Genomic DNA, 14,733 nt, shown 5'->3' on the forward strand with positions numbered 1-14,733 from the left:
CATGTATCAAAAGAGTTGGTGATGCAGATAGAAGTCAGTCCAGAGGACAAGTTAGACCAATTGACAATCAAGATTTTTGATGTTGAAGATGAAGAGGATGTTTTAGAAATATTATCTTAGCGTGAAGAAAATACATATATTAAGAAAAGAAAGCAAGATAATTAAAACTGTGAGGAAGCAATTGTAGTAGCAATAATGACCAATAGTGAAGAATTGGTTATTAGATTAGAGAAAGAAGAAAGTGAGGAGATCAAGATGTGTGAAGTGATTGATAGCTATGCAAGAGAAAGAGAGCTACAAGGAATGATGAGAGAGAAAATATCATTGCTTATCAAATTGTTGAAACAGAAACTAGGACATGTATCAAAAGAGTTGGTGATGCAGATAGAAGTCAGTCCAAAGGATAAGTTAGATCAATTGACAATCAAGATTTTTGATGTTGAAGATGAAGAAGAAGTTTTAAAAATATTATCTTAGTGTGAAGAAAATACATATGTCAGGAAAAAGAACAAGATGATGAAAATGGTTTTGTTCTTTTTTTATTACATATTCAAAATATGAAAATTTGTAAACAATAAATAATGAATATGATAGAATAAATACAGAAAAATTAAAGGAGGAGATTATAAAATGAGTTTTCCAAAAAATTTTTTATGGGGTGGAGCCGTTGCAGCTAACCAATGCGAAGGTGCTTATCTAGAAGATGGTAAAAAATTATCAGTACCTGATATGTTATTGGGTGGAGATGTTAATACACCAAGAACATTCTTACCAAAAACTGATCCAGAAGCATTTTATCCAAGCCATGAAGCAATTGATTTCTATCATCACTATAAAGAAGATATTAAAATGTTTGCTGAAATGGGATTCAAGTGTTTCCGTTTTTCTATTAACTGGGGTAGAATTTTCCCTAATGGTGATGATGAACAACCAAATGAAGCTGGTTTAGCTTTCTATGATAGTGTTATTGATGAATGTAAAAAATATGGAATTGAACCATTAATTACATTATGTCACTATGAAATCCCTTGGAATTTAGTTACAAAATATAATGGTTTTGCTGATCGTCGTGTGATTGATATGTTTGTTAAATATGCGACAACTTGTTTTGAAAGATATAAAGACAAAGTCAAATATTGGTTAACATTTAATGAAATTAATATCGCTTGTATGGGTGAAGGTGGTATTGGTAATTTATATGGATTAGGAATTATGGATCCACAAGATGTTAATGCTGATCATCGTATCCCATTAAATGAATTAAAATCAAATATGCAAACAACATATGTTGCTTTACATAATCAATTTGTTGCAAGTGCATTAACTGTTAAAGCAGGTCATGAAATTAATCCTGACTTTATGATTGGGAATATGATTGCACATGTAACAGTTTATCCATTAACACCAAATCCAAAAGATATTTTAGCTTGTTATGATGAAGATAACTTAAAGAATAACTTATGCGGTGATGTTCAAGTTCGTGGAGAATATCCTGATTTTGCATATCGTTTCTTTAAAGAAAATGGTATTGATTATTCATATATTACTGAAGAAGATAAGAAGATTTTAAAAGAAGGAACTGTTGACTTCTATACATTCTCTTATTATCAATCAAACTGTATTACAGTTGATGAAAATGCGGAAACATCTTCTGGTAATATGACAAAAGGTGCTAAGAATCCATATTTAAAAGCAAGTGATTGGGGATGGCAAATTGATCCTGATGGATTACGTTATACATTAAATAAATTACATGATCGTTATCCAAAAACACCTTTAATGGTTGTTGAAAATGGATTTGGAGCATTTGATGTCAAAGAAGAAGATGGATCGATTCACGATGATTATCGTATTGCATACTTCAAACCTCACATTGAAGCTATGAGTGAAGCAATTGAAGATGGTGTCCCATTGATTGGATATACAACTTGGGGATGTATTGATTTGGTTTCTGCTGGAACTGGTCAATATGCAAAACGTTATGGTTTCATTTATGTAGATAGACATGATGATGGAACTGGTACATTTGCAAGATCTAAGAAAGATTCATTTGATTGGTATAAACACGTTATTGAAACAAATGGAGAAGAATTATAATTTATTGAAAGGCTAATTCTATTTAGGAATTAGCTTTTTTGATACGATAAGTATCATTTTGCAACGAAGAATTGGTAGACTTTGATTATAAATCTTTTATAATGAGATTAAGAAAGGAGGATTCGTATGAGCTTCTCATATAATCTTAAACGAATTCGTAAGGATAAAAATTTAACTCAAGAGGAATTAGCAGAAATGTTAAATGTGAGTAGACAAGCTGTATCAAAATGGGAACAGAAGTTAGGTTATCCTGAAATAGAAACCTTGTTCAATATAGCAAATCAATTAGACATTTCTTTAGATACACTAATGTCAGAAGAATTATTAGAAAGTGATAAAAAAGACATTTCAAATATAACAGGGAAGATTGTTATAAAAGCATATGATCATCAATCATTTGCAACATGTTCAAAGATATCTTCAGGAAAATTGTATCATAAAAAGGAAAGAAAGGATTATGCAAACTATGCCTTATGGGGTGTCGAGGGAACTGGTTTCTTTGGTGGAAATTATACGTTATTAGGTTTATATTTAAACAAAGGTGATATTGATAAAGAAGTTGAAGAAATCTTAAATGCGATGAAAAAAGGCATTTCTTATTATGAATTGAAGTATGCTAATGAAGTTATTAAACAAAGAGGTAAGTTTAAAATAGTGAAATAATATAATGAAAAAGAGTTGTTTATCTTTGATTTAAAGATAGATAACTCTTTTTGACTTTCTATTTAAACTAAATGATATAAAAATGATTTTAGATTATTTTCATTTTCTTTTAAATACCAATATGATGAGTGAACGTTGTAGTGGATGTGGTATTTGTACAAAGGTCTATCCAATTGGAAATATTGTTCTTGAAAAAGGCAAAGCGAAAAGACTTTGTCAAATATGCGATTTTTGTTTGGCATGTGTGCATAATTGCCCATTTCATGCAATTGAATTAAGAATAGATAAAAATCCTGATGTACGATATCGTCATCAAGATATTACTTTAAAAGATATAGTGAATGCAAATCAACAAGGAGGAAAATGATAATGAAAAAGACTTTATATTTAATGAGACATGGACAAACTTTATTCAATGTTCAACATAAGATTCAAGGATGGTGTGACGCACCACTTACTGAACTTGGAATTAAGCAAGCACAAATTGCAGGTAATTATTTTAAAGAAAATCAAATAACTTTTGATCATGCTTATAGTTCAACTTCTGAAAGAGCATGTGATACATTAGAAATTGTCACAGATTATCAGATGCCATATACAAGGGTGAAAGGATTAAAAGAATGGAATTTTGGAGCATTTGAAGGGAAAGATGAATGTTTAAATCCAAAGTTACCTTATGGAGATTTCTTTAAACAATTTGGTGGTGAAGGCGAATTAGAATTAAGAGATAGGGTTTCAAAAACTTTAGTAGATATTATGAATAAGGAAGATCACGAGGTTGTTTTAGCGCTATCACATGGAGCAGCTTGTGCCCAATTTTATCGAGCATGGGAAGATTATGCGAAAGTGAAAAAGACGGAAAGATTCTATAATTGTTGTATTTTAAAGTATGAATATGAAAATGGAATATTTACACTTGTAGAGATTCACAATCATGATTTTATAAATTTATGGGAGGCTTATATGTTCCATTTTCAAGTTGATTTAATCAAAGATCAAATAGGAAAAGCAATTCTTTTATTTGCTATTCCTGTCTTTATATCAAACATCTTTCAACAATTATACAATACCATGGATACAATGATTGTTGGGCATGTATTAGGAGATACATCCTTAGCTGCGATTGGTGCTTGCAGTGCAGTTTATGATTTGTTAATTGGTTTTGCATTAGGAGTTGGTAATGGGTTGAGTATTGTTGTGGCAAGGAGCTATGGTGCTAATGATCATGATTTATTAAAACGTTCAGTTGCAGGCTCACTTGTTATAGGATTCTTATTAACAATCGTTATTATGATTATCTCACAGCTTGGACTCTATCCACTTTTACAACTTTTAGATACGCCACAAAATATTATTCATGAATCTTATTCATATATATCTATGATTACATTATGTGTTGGTGTCATGTTTGCTTATAATTTATGTGCTGGATTACTTCGTGCCATTGGTAATAGTGTTATGCCTTTGATTTTTTTGATTATTTCCTCAATAATCAATGTCATATTAGATTTACTTTTCATTAGTGAATTTCATATGGGAATACAAGGAGCGGCGATAGCAACTGTTATTGCACAAGGTATTTCAGCAATTCTATGCCTTGTTTATATGTTGAAGAAAACACCATTATTAATTCCTAAACGTATTCATTTTCATTTTGATAAAGAACTTTATCAAGAACTGACTGGACAAGGATTTTCAATGGGATTTATGATGGCTATCGTTTCTTCAGGAACAGTCATTTTACAAAAGGCCATAAATGGCTTTGGTTATTTAACTATTGCAGGGCATACAACAGCACGAAAAATCAATGCTTTTTTAATGATGCCTTGTGGCACAGTAGCAGCTTCACTTTCTACCTTTGTATCCCAAAACAAAGGTGCTAATCAAAGAGAAAGAATTATTGAAGGCATCAAAGTTGGATTTAAAATTGTTGTTGGGTGGGGGATTCTCGCTACAATTCTTATGTTAGTTTTTGCTAAACCTTTGGTTGCACTAATTTCTGGTTCAAATCAATCCGTTGTTTTAAATAATGGATCACTGTATTTACAAATCAATGCTCCGTTTTATGCAGTTTTAGGTATTTTACTTATTTTAAGAAATACTTTGCAGGGTTTAGGAAAGAAAATTGTTCCCCTCGTTTCAAGTATTATTGAATTTTTAGGTAAGGTGGTATTTGCCTGGTTATGTATTCCAATGTTAGGATACTTTGGAGTTATTATTTGTGAACCAGTTATTTGGTGTTTAATGTGTTTACAGCTTCTTTATTCATTTTTCAATAATCCATATATAAAGGATAAAGCACAAGACATTCATTTTAAAATAATGAAAGAAAGTTGAAAGATAATTTCATTTATGAGATACTTTTTGTAATACAAAAAGTAAAGGAGTTTGAAAAATGATACATTTTGAAAGAGAAGTTACTGATCCTATATTCATTCATGAAATGCTTCAATTATTTCATCATGTCAATGTTGGTATGATAGATGAAGATGGTTATCCTTATGTTGTTCTCCAAGTTTGGCTATGAATTAAAAGATGAGAAATTATATGTTTATGTTCATTTTATGAAAAGAGGACATAAGCTTGATTTAATGCGAAAGAATCCTAAGGTTTGCTTAGAATTTAGTGCTTTCCATGATTTTCCTGATTGTAAATATAAAGGACATTATCATGATTATCGTTCAGTTATTGCTAAAGGGGTAATCAGAATTATTGATGCCAATGATGATTATATAACTTTTGAAAAAGGCTATAATTTGCTTTATACATGCAATCAAAGAGAAATTGTTCCCCTTCAAAGTCGAAAAACAATTCCACCTATGTACATTGGTGAAATTGTTTGTGACATGAAAAATGTTACAGCAAAATCTGAGTTTCCAATAAGAACAAAAGAAGATGTTCCATTCCTAGATGTTCATTCACTTCCTCATGATGAAACACCATTTGATATCAGTGATCTTTTATCAAAAAAGAAAAGTCATATATGAAAATAGAATTTTATACACTTGATGCTGGCTGGATTGATGGTCAAATGAGAGTTAAAGATATTCATTATTATTTTAATTATAGTTGGATTTCTCATTTTCTAGATGATCTTTTAAAAGGATTGTTGTATATTGATGGTCATCTTTTAGATAATGAGTATTTTGATACATTCACTGCTTACGTAGAGCCAGCTATCGATGATTGGAAGTTGACAAAGAAAGGAAATTGTCTACAAATAGAAATTCAATCATTTGAGGATGAATCAAGAAAAGAATTAATTGAACAAGTTATAGTAGAATGTAATTATTATGATTTTGTTCAAAGTCTTATAGATGGATTAGTTTCACTTTTAAAAAGAATAGGTTTGTATGGTTATTATGTTGAATGGAATGAAGAATTTCCTTTAAGTTTATTATTAAAACTCTATGATATTATACAACCCAATGAAAGATTAAATTTACAAACACTATCACTTGAAGAAACACAAGGACGAGGAGGAAGTGCATCAGATTTATCAATTGAGTTAAATTTATTAAAAGATATAATCAATGATGAATAAAAGCATATTCAATAGGTTGTTTCTTATTTAGAGTCTTAACTTGTTATTGGAGGAAAATCATTGTAAAATGAATGTAAAGAAGGTGATACATATGAAATTTAAAACAGAAAATATAATTTCCTTTATGATTGCAATTGCTTTATTGGTTATTTCACTTTATAACTTCATCATAAAAAAAGAAAATAGTTCTTTTATAAATATCATTATTGCTATTTTATTTATTATTTTTGAATTAATAAGAGTGAAATATAATAAAAATGAATAGGATCATTTGAAAAGAAAGTTGATGAAAAAATGAATTATGAATTAGAAGTTGTGGATATTCCAAATAATCAAAGTGCGAGAGTTTATCATTTATATTTACCAACATATCACTATATGAAACAACATTTTCATCATAATGTTGAATTGGTTTATGTGATAAAAGGTGGTTTTATTGCTCATGTTGGGAAAAATGAATATATCGTTCATTCTGATGATTTGTTTTTGGTTAATACCAATGAGGTTCATTATTTTGAGATGTTAGAAGAAAGTGAAATGATTACAGTTTTACTATCTTATGAAACATTAAGAAGTTATGAAAATGATATTGATAAAATCTATTTTGATTTGAATAAAGCAACAAAAAAACATGATGAATTGAAAGAAAAGATTATGAAAATGGATGCTTATCGTAAAAGTTCTCAATCCTATAAACAAATTAAAGTTCAAGAATATCTTGCAAGTATTTCTTATTTATTGCTGCATGATTTTCAATGTCAACGTCAAGAATCCATATTTTCATCACAACAATTAGAAAAAATTCAACCCATATTAGATTATATTGAAAATCATTATCATGAGGATTTAACAATTGATAGATTATCAACAATCTTTCACTATTCTCCATCATATCTTTGTCGATATTTTAAAAAGATGTGTGATATGAGTCTTTTTCAATATATAAAGCTTATTAGGTTAAATCATGCTTTTATTGATGTGTGTCAAACCCATGATAGGATTAGTGATATAGCTTTAAAACATGGTTTTGCTGATAGTAAGGCTTTTATAAAAGCATTTAAAGAAAAATATAAACAAACACCACAGGCTTATCGTAAAGCAATTGGTCAATAATTGCCTATGAGATAGGCTTTTTTTCACTATAAATGTCATATAAAAATGTTAAAATAATAAGGAAAGAGGTGGAAGTATGAAAATATGGTGGAAGGAAAGTGTTATTTATCAAGTTTATCCAAAGAGTTTTTGTGATAGTAATGGTGATGGAATTGGAGATATTCAAGGAATTATATCTAAACTTGATTATTTAAAAGATTTAGGGATTGATATTATATGGATATCACCTTTATATGAATCGCCTAATGTTGATAATGGTTATGATATTAGTCATTATCAAGCAATTTCTAAAGATTATGGGACAATGGAAGATTTTGATCAGTTATTAAAAGAAGCCCATTCAAGAAATATAAAAATTGTCATGGATTTGGTTGTGAATCATACATCTGATCAACATCAATGGTTTATCGAAAGTCGTAAAAGCAAAGATAATCCTTATCGAGATTATTATATTTGGAAAGAAGGAAAAGACGGGAAAGAACCAAATAACTGGGCTTCTATCTTTTCTGGTTCAGCTTGGCAATATGATGAAGCAACCAATATGTATTATTTACACTTATATTCATCAAAACAACCTGATTTGAATTGGGAGAATGAAACAGTTCGTCAAGAAATTTATCATATGATGAAGTGGTGGTTGGATAAAGGAATAGATGGTTTTAGAATGGATGTGATTAATAAAATCAGTAAAGTTCAAACATATGAAGATATTTTACCAGCCTCATCAAAGTATATGAAACCTTCACGTTATACTAGTAATGGACCACGTATTCATGAATTTTTAAAAGAAATGAATCATCAGGTTTTATCGCATTATGATGTGATGACAGTAGGAGAAATTACTGCTTGTTCAATTGCACAAGCAAAACAATATACTGGTGAAAATGAAGATGAATTGAGTATGTTATTTCAATTTGAACATATGGATGTTGATTTAGGAAAATATGGCAAATGGACACCAATTCCTTTAGACTTAGTTAAGTTAAAAACAAATTTAACAAAATGGCAAGAAGGCTTAGCAGATGATGGGTGGAATAGTTTGTTTTGGGATAATCATGATCAACCTCGTGTTGTTTCTAGATTTGGTCAGACGCAGGAGTATTGGAAAGACTCAGCAAAAATGCTTGCAACTGCCTTACATTTTCTTAAAGGAACACCTTACATCTATCAAGGTGAAGAATTAGGAATGACCAATTATCATTTTGAAAGTCTTGAAGATTGCAAAGATGTTGAAGTTTTTAATGCCTATAAAGATTTAGTTGAAGAAAGACAGGTATTAACTCACGAAGAAATGATGAAAGGAATCAATGCGAATAGTCGTGACAATGCGAGAACTCCAATGCAATGGGATGATAGTACAAATGCTGGATTTACTCAAGGAACACCTTGGATGAAAGTGAATCCTAATTATCATAAAATCAATGCCAAACAACAAATCAATGATTCCACATCAATTTATCATTATTATCAAAAACTCATACAATTACGTCATCAAATGCCTATTATTGTTTATGGAAAGTATGAGCTATTAGAAAAAGATCATCCTGACTTATTTGTTTATACAAGAGAATATCAAGGAGAGAAATTATTAGTTATTACAAATTTTTCTACACATGAATATGATTATGATTTACATGATTTTAGTGATGGAAAGTTATTAATAAGTAATGATGATATAAAGATAAACAAAGTGATTCATATTAAGCCATATGGAGCTTATGTTATTAAAAAAAGCTAACAATGATTAGCTTTTTTTCGTATAGTTTTATTTATAAGCATTCTTCCACATATATGTTCTTGTATTGTAATCTTTTTTAATTTGTTGAGCTAATTCACGCATATAAACATTATTTAAGATTGGTGAAAATAATAAATGATTAAAATATTCACTCACATGATGATCAATATTTTGTAAACCAATATCACGTGCATCAAGTTTATAAACCTTTTTTCCACCAAATGTATCTAAGAAACGAATAACTCTTTCATCTGCTTTTCGACATCTTCCTTCACCAATGAGTAAGAAAATAGAAGTATCTTCATTAACGACTTCAAATGGTCCATGGAAAAACTCACAACAATTGATCGTTGATGAATCAATCTGTAACATTTCCATAATATTACAAATTGAAAATATATAAGCCGCTCCATAGGTTGGACCTGATCCCATAACATAGATAGTCTGTGATTCTTTGTTTTGTAAAGCCCATTTGATGGCTGAAAGTCTAATATTTTCAACAGCTTGACGATAAAATTCATCAATATGTTCAAATGTATCCATAGCCTCTTTGTAGTATTGATAACCATCAACAAGTTCTACTAAAGTCATTGCAAGTTTTAAACCAAGAGCTGCATTGACTTGAGAAAAATCACTTTCATCAATAGCGATTGATTGATAAAGAATGTTATAATCACAAATTTCTGTTAATTCTGATTCATCTACATAAAGTGAGATTGTACTTGCACCTTTTTGCTTTGCTATTCTTGCTGCTTCAATTGTTTCTGGTGTTCCACGCATTGAACAAATCACAGCAATTGTATTTTCCCCAATAAAGCCAGGTGTTGAAAACACAAATTCATTACTTGTAAAACTCATAGAACGTATTGATTTCGCTTCATGTTCCATAAAATATTGAGCTGGATAAAATCCACCATGACTTCCACCAGCCGCTATCCAAACAATGTCCTTCACTTTCCCTCTCGCTTCTTTTTGCTTTAAGATGTCTTTTAAAATTTCTTTGATTTCCATTTTTTGCCCCTCCTTGTTATTCAATGATAACTTTTTATAATACCAATATAATACAAGTATAATACATGTGTCAATAAAAAGATAATATATTTATTTAAATAATAAGATAAATTAAAGAAAATACATGCTAAAAGTGGTTATATAATGGTTATAATATGTCTTGCAATTTTTAAGATATATCTTATAATAAAAACATAATATGTGGGGGAGGAAATAGAATGAAGTCAAATATAAAGATTGGTAATGATTTACCACTTTATGAACAAATGAAAGAAGTGATTTTAAAACAAATAGAAAGTGGCGAATTAAAGGCAGGAGATAAGATTTTATCTGAGGCACAGTTTCAAAAAGAATTTCATGTTAGTCGGATTACTGTTAGAAAAGCAATAGAAGCTCTTGTTAAAGAAGGCTATTTAATGAAAATACAAGGGAAAGGAACCTTTGTGAAAAAACATAATCAATCATTACAACAATGTTTATCATTAACTGATTTATGTCAAATTCAAGGAAGAAGTCTAACATCAGAGATTATTTCATGTCAAAAGTGTGATGTTAAAAAAGAAAATCTACAGTTTTTTTCTCATCAACAAAATATTGAAATTGTCCGTTTAAGAAAGGTTGATGGTGTTGTGATTATGTTAGAAACAACATATTTTCCTTTGGAAGATGATTTTTTATTAAATGAAGATTTATCTCATTCACTTTATCAATTATTAAATCAATATCATATTTATCCTGATCATAAGGGTTTAAATGAAGTCTCTATTTCTAAACTTACCCCTTTACAAGCACAATTATTTAATGTTCAAAATGATATGAATGTTATTCATCATAGGGGTGTAATTTATGATGAGAATCATCGATTTATTCATGCTGTTGAAGAATATGTTCGGGTAGATTTACCTGATTTGTTTAAATATTATTTATGAAAAAGGAGACAATAATGATTAAACCTGAGAGATTAAAAAAAGGTGATAAAGTTGCGATTGTCAGTTTATCACGCGGAATGTTAGGAGAGGATTGGGCTATTCATAAATTGGATATTGCGAAAGAACGTCTTGAAAATGATTTCGGATTAGAAGTTCAAGTAATGGATAATGCGTTAAAAGGAATTGATTATTTGTATTGGCATCCTCAAAAAAGAGCAGAAGATTTAATGAATGCTTTTAAAGATCCTTCAATTAAAGCAATTATTAATGCTATTGGAGGAGATGATAGTATCCGTCTATTACCATATATTGATTTTGATGTTATTAAAAATAATCCTAAAATATTTATGGGATTTTCTGATACAACAAGTAATCATTTAATGATGTATAAAGCAGGATTGGTTTCTTATTATGGAGGTTCATTAATGAATAACTGGTCGGAATATATAAAAATCAATGATTATACTAAAAACGCACTTGTTCATGCTTTTTTTGAACCGGTAGAAAGATTTGAAATTAAATCAAGTCCCGTTTGTAGTTATAGTCAAGATGTTGTTTTGTGGAGTGAAGAAAATGTGAATACACCTAGAAAGTTTTATCGGGATGAAAAGGGGTATCAGGTTTTACAGGGTGAAGGAAAGGTTCAAGGACGATTATTAGGTGGATGTTTAGATGTATTTATTGAGCTTTTAGGAACAGCTATTTGGCCAGGTATTGATGAATGGAAAGATAAGATTTTATTTGTCGAAACAAGTGAAGTAGATATGCCTGATTATCAATTGTGTTGGTTATTACGTAACTTGGGAGCACAGGGTTTGTTTGATGTGTTAAAGGGAATTATTGTTGGAAAACCAGCAATTGAAGAAAAATTTGAAGTTTATAATCAGGTCTATAAGCAAGTCATAGCTGAAGAATTTCATCGACCAGATTTACCAATCATAACGAATGTGAATTTTGGACATGCTGAACCAATTGGGATTATTCCTTATGGCTTACAATGCGAACTGGATGTTGAACAACGCACAATAACAATTTTAGAGCCAATGACAAGGTAAAGAAAATGTTAATGCATACATATACAGGAAAACAAATCAATCCCCTAGCAATTACTCAAGAAGATATTGAAATCAAGGATATTGCCCATGCCCTTAGTTTATTGTGCAGAGGTGGAGGACATTTAAAATATTTTTATTCAGTTGCACAGCATTCTTTAAATTGCGCTCATGAAGCAAAAGCTCGTGGTTATTCAAATCAGGTTACATTGGCTTGTCTTTTACATGATGCAAGTGAAGCATATATTTCTGATATCATTCGACCAGTAAAAGCTTACTTACCTCAATATATAGAAATTGAATCTAACATAATGGATGCTATATTTCAAAAATATGGATTAGCTTTTTTAAGTGAAGAAGAACATGCCTTATGGAAACAAATAGATAATGATTTATTAGCACATGAACTTATTTATTTTATGTCAGAAAAGAGTGATTATGATTTACCAGTTCTTCATACCACACCATTTTTTCAAAAACAAGAACATGAAGATGTTTATCACATGTTCATCAATCAATTTGATCAGCTTATTTAAAGACATTCACAAATATTTGTGGGTGTTTTTTCATATTAATTGTATCTTTTTACAACAAGTGAGATAATAAATCAAAGGAGACAGAATATGAAAATATTAATTAAAAATGGAACAGTTATTATTGATGGCTGTCGAAGAATTGAAAATGGGGCAGTATTGGTGGATGATCAAAAAATTGTGGGAGTATATAAAGATTATCAAAATATTGATTGTGATAGAGCAATTGATGTCCAAAATCATTATATTATGCCAGGCTTCATTGAGACCCATACACATGGTGATTTAGGGTTTGATTTTAATAATTGTCAAATGTCAGATATTTATAAGATTAGTGATGCTTTATTAGATGAAGGAGTAACTTGTTTTATGGCAAGTTTAACCTGTGAAAATCATGAATATATGTTGAATTTATTGGATGAATATGAAAAATGCAATGTTCATAATTTATTGGGTGTTCATTTAGAAGGACCGTTTTTAAGTCAAGAGATGCCTGGTGTCATGAAAATAGAAAGTCTAATGCTTCCTCAAATTGATATATTTGATGAATATCTTCAACATTGTTCAAAAATCAAATCAATGACCATTGCTCCTGAATTAGATCATGCTTTAGAATTGATACAACATGGACATAATAAAGGAATTGTGATGAATATTGGTCACAGCAATGCTTCAGCTTCTCAAGTAATGGAAGCACAAAGTTATGGGGCAAAAGGAATAACCCATTTGTATAATGCTATGAGTCAGCATTTGCATAGGAATCCAGGAGTTGTGACAGGAGCATTTCTTTCTGATTTGTATTGTGAGTTAATTGTTGATAAATTTCATATTCATGAAGATGTTATTCAAGCAACTTATCGAGCAATTGGTAAAAATCGTATTGTTTTAATCTGCGATGCAAATCCATGTAAAGGGTTAAAAGATGGAATTTATGAGTTTTCTGGTAAAGAAATTGAAATTATTGATGGGAAAGCACGTGTTAAAGAAACTGGACGAATTGCCGGAAGTACCTTAAGACTCAATCAGGCTTGTCGTCATATGCGAGAAATTTGTGGATGTTCTATGGAAGATGTTGTTCAAATGGTCACTGTTAATCCCGCACAAATGTATGGTTTAAATAAAGGGAAAATAGAAGTAGGGTATGATGGTGATATTGTTGTTGTTAATGATCAATTTGATGTCTTAGCAGTGGTTAATGATGGGGAAATTCAAAAAATGAGTTTATAAAAAGGAATCGTTGAGATTCCTTTAAAATTTATCTAAATTAAAACTTGGTGGAACATCATTAGGATCAAAGTTTTGACCATCTAAATCAGATAAGTCAAAATAAATACGTGAATCCTTAGTGACACCCCAATCCTTTTGTGAACCAGAATTTTGAATTTTATTAAATGCTTGCCTAAACATAGTGTTATGTGCTTCTTCACGATTTAATAAGAAATCAATAGTTTCTCTTACACCATTATCATCAATTTGACGATAAAGATTTTGATAAACAACTTTTGCGCGTTGTTCAGATGCAATATCTGAAAGAATATCAGCAGCGAGATCACCTGTTTCATTGACATAGGCAGCAGTCCATAAATATCCAGAAGCATTTGCAAGCATCGGGGTAAGACCAGTGAGAACATGAGCTTCGACACTTCCAATAGTGGCTTCATTGGCTTTAGGCTGATCACCATTTAATAGATTAATTAATTGAGCAATCATTTCTAAGTGACATAATTCTTCAGTCGCAATATCTAAAAACAAATCTCTGATTTCCTTATCTTGAATACGAAAACTTTGTGCAAAATATTGCATAGCAGCTTTTAATTCACCTTGAGGCCCACCTAACTGTTCTTGTAATAACATAGCATAATTGGGATTTGGACGATCAACTTTGACTGGATGTAAATAACGACTTTCATATTTAAACATATCTTTCACCTCATATATAGTATTTATCTTTTATATTTTTTTTATACGTTTTATAAAAAAGATAACGAAATTTAAATAAATGATATCTATTTATTTTGGTTGTTTTCATATGATAAAGATGTTATACTTGGTG

General features: G+C 30.0%; 17 protein-coding genes. 15 read left to right on the top strand and 2 right to left on the bottom strand.

The genetic code is table 11. From position 1 onward, the window contains the following. Positions 1 to 255 precede the first annotated feature (255 nt). The 11 genes from EDD60_RS14790 to EDD60_RS14830 all read left to right on the top strand — a co-directional run bounded on the left by EDD60_RS14790 (position 256) and on the right by EDD60_RS14830 (position 9,155). Positions 256 to 477, top strand: coding sequence for a DUF4351 domain-containing protein (locus EDD60_RS14790; RefSeq protein ID WP_165973158.1), 222 nt, complete (start codon positions 256 to 258; stop codon positions 475 to 477). Positions 478 to 630: 153 nt separating this feature from the next. Then, positions 631 to 2,097 (top strand): glycoside hydrolase family 1 protein, encoded by a 1,467-nt coding sequence (locus tag EDD60_RS14795; protein WP_066450550.1) that lies wholly within the window; start codon positions 631 to 633, stop codon positions 2,095 to 2,097. Positions 2,098 to 2,223: 126 nt separating this feature from the next. Continuing rightward, a complete protein-coding gene (locus tag EDD60_RS14800) occupies positions 2,224 to 2,760 on the top strand; it encodes a helix-turn-helix domain-containing protein (protein ID WP_082787454.1) in 537 nt (178 codons plus the stop codon). Between the two features lie 82 nt (positions 2,761 to 2,842). Continuing rightward, positions 2,843 to 3,127, top strand: coding sequence for a 4Fe-4S dicluster domain-containing protein (locus EDD60_RS14805; protein WP_066450549.1), 285 nt, complete (start codon positions 2,843 to 2,845; stop codon positions 3,125 to 3,127). 2 nt (positions 3,128 to 3,129) lie between these two features. After that, entirely contained in the window at positions 3,130 to 5,097 is a 1,968-nt protein-coding gene (locus EDD60_RS14810; protein WP_243646695.1) for an MATE family efflux transporter, read from the top strand. Positions 5,098 to 5,155: 58 nt separating this feature from the next. Continuing rightward, entirely contained in the window at positions 5,156 to 5,287 is a 132-nt protein-coding gene (locus EDD60_RS16630; RefSeq protein WP_257529325.1) for a hypothetical protein, read from the top strand. After that, on the top strand, positions 5,262 to 5,747 hold the full coding sequence (locus EDD60_RS14815; protein ID WP_243646696.1) for a pyridoxamine 5'-phosphate oxidase family protein: 486 nt from the start codon (positions 5,262 to 5,264) through the stop codon (positions 5,745 to 5,747). The genes EDD60_RS16630 and EDD60_RS14815 overlap by 26 nt, the downstream gene beginning before the upstream one ends. After that, on the top strand, positions 5,744 to 6,304 hold the full coding sequence (locus EDD60_RS14820) for a hypothetical protein (RefSeq protein WP_066450544.1): 561 nt from the start codon (positions 5,744 to 5,746) through the stop codon (positions 6,302 to 6,304). Before EDD60_RS14815 ends, EDD60_RS14820 begins: the two co-directional genes overlap by 4 nt. Positions 6,305 to 6,395: 91 nt before the next feature. Next, positions 6,396 to 6,569 carry a hypothetical protein gene (locus tag EDD60_RS16140; protein WP_165973159.1) on the top strand — a complete coding sequence of 58 codons (174 nt, stop codon included), beginning with the start codon at positions 6,396 to 6,398 and terminating at the stop codon, positions 6,567 to 6,569. Between the two features lie 29 nt (positions 6,570 to 6,598). After that, entirely contained in the window at positions 6,599 to 7,417 is an 819-nt protein-coding gene (locus EDD60_RS14825) for an AraC family transcriptional regulator (RefSeq protein ID WP_066450542.1), read from the top strand. Positions 7,418 to 7,493: 76 nt separating this feature from the next. Continuing rightward, on the top strand, positions 7,494 to 9,155 hold the full coding sequence (locus tag EDD60_RS14830) for a glycoside hydrolase family 13 protein (protein WP_066450537.1): 1,662 nt from the start codon (positions 7,494 to 7,496) through the stop codon (positions 9,153 to 9,155). Positions 9,156 to 9,182: 27 nt separating this feature from the next. Here EDD60_RS14830 and EDD60_RS14835 read toward each other — a convergent pair whose 3' ends face one another. Further along, positions 9,183 to 10,166 (bottom strand): SIS domain-containing protein, encoded by a 984-nt coding sequence (locus tag EDD60_RS14835; RefSeq protein ID WP_066450535.1) that lies wholly within the window; start codon positions 10,164 to 10,166, stop codon positions 9,183 to 9,185. Positions 10,167 to 10,384: 218 nt separating this feature from the next. Between EDD60_RS14835 and EDD60_RS14840 the strand changes: the two genes are divergently transcribed. The 4 genes from EDD60_RS14840 (at position 10,385) to nagA (ending at position 13,907) form a co-directional block, all read left to right on the top strand. Beyond that, the gene (locus tag EDD60_RS14840) at positions 10,385 to 11,095 is read left to right on the top strand and encodes a GntR family transcriptional regulator (RefSeq protein WP_066450533.1); all 711 of its coding nucleotides are present in this window, start codon (positions 10,385 to 10,387) and stop codon (positions 11,093 to 11,095) included. Positions 11,096 to 11,109: 14 nt separating this feature from the next. Beyond that, complete coding sequence (locus EDD60_RS14845) at positions 11,110 to 12,150, top strand: S66 family peptidase (protein ID WP_066450532.1); 1,041 nt, start codon at positions 11,110 to 11,112, stop codon at positions 12,148 to 12,150. Between the two features lie 5 nt (positions 12,151 to 12,155). Next, complete coding sequence (locus EDD60_RS14850; protein WP_066450525.1) at positions 12,156 to 12,683, top strand: phosphohydrolase; 528 nt, start codon at positions 12,156 to 12,158, stop codon at positions 12,681 to 12,683. An 87-nt stretch (positions 12,684 to 12,770) separates the two neighbouring features. After that, positions 12,771 to 13,907 carry an N-acetylglucosamine-6-phosphate deacetylase gene (gene nagA / locus EDD60_RS14855; protein ID WP_066450523.1) on the top strand — a complete coding sequence of 379 codons (1,137 nt, stop codon included), beginning with the start codon at positions 12,771 to 12,773 and terminating at the stop codon, positions 13,905 to 13,907. Between the two features lie 21 nt (positions 13,908 to 13,928). Here the strand turns inward: nagA and EDD60_RS14860 are convergent, their stop codons facing one another. Further along, complete coding sequence (locus EDD60_RS14860; RefSeq protein WP_066450521.1) at positions 13,929 to 14,600, bottom strand: manganese catalase family protein; 672 nt, start codon at positions 14,598 to 14,600, stop codon at positions 13,929 to 13,931. Positions 14,601 to 14,733 lie beyond the last annotated feature (133 nt).

It is taken from the genome of Longibaculum muris, from assembly GCF_004343035.1.
Classification (GTDB): Bacteria; Bacillota_I; Bacilli_A; order Erysipelotrichales; family Coprobacillaceae; genus Longibaculum; species Longibaculum muris.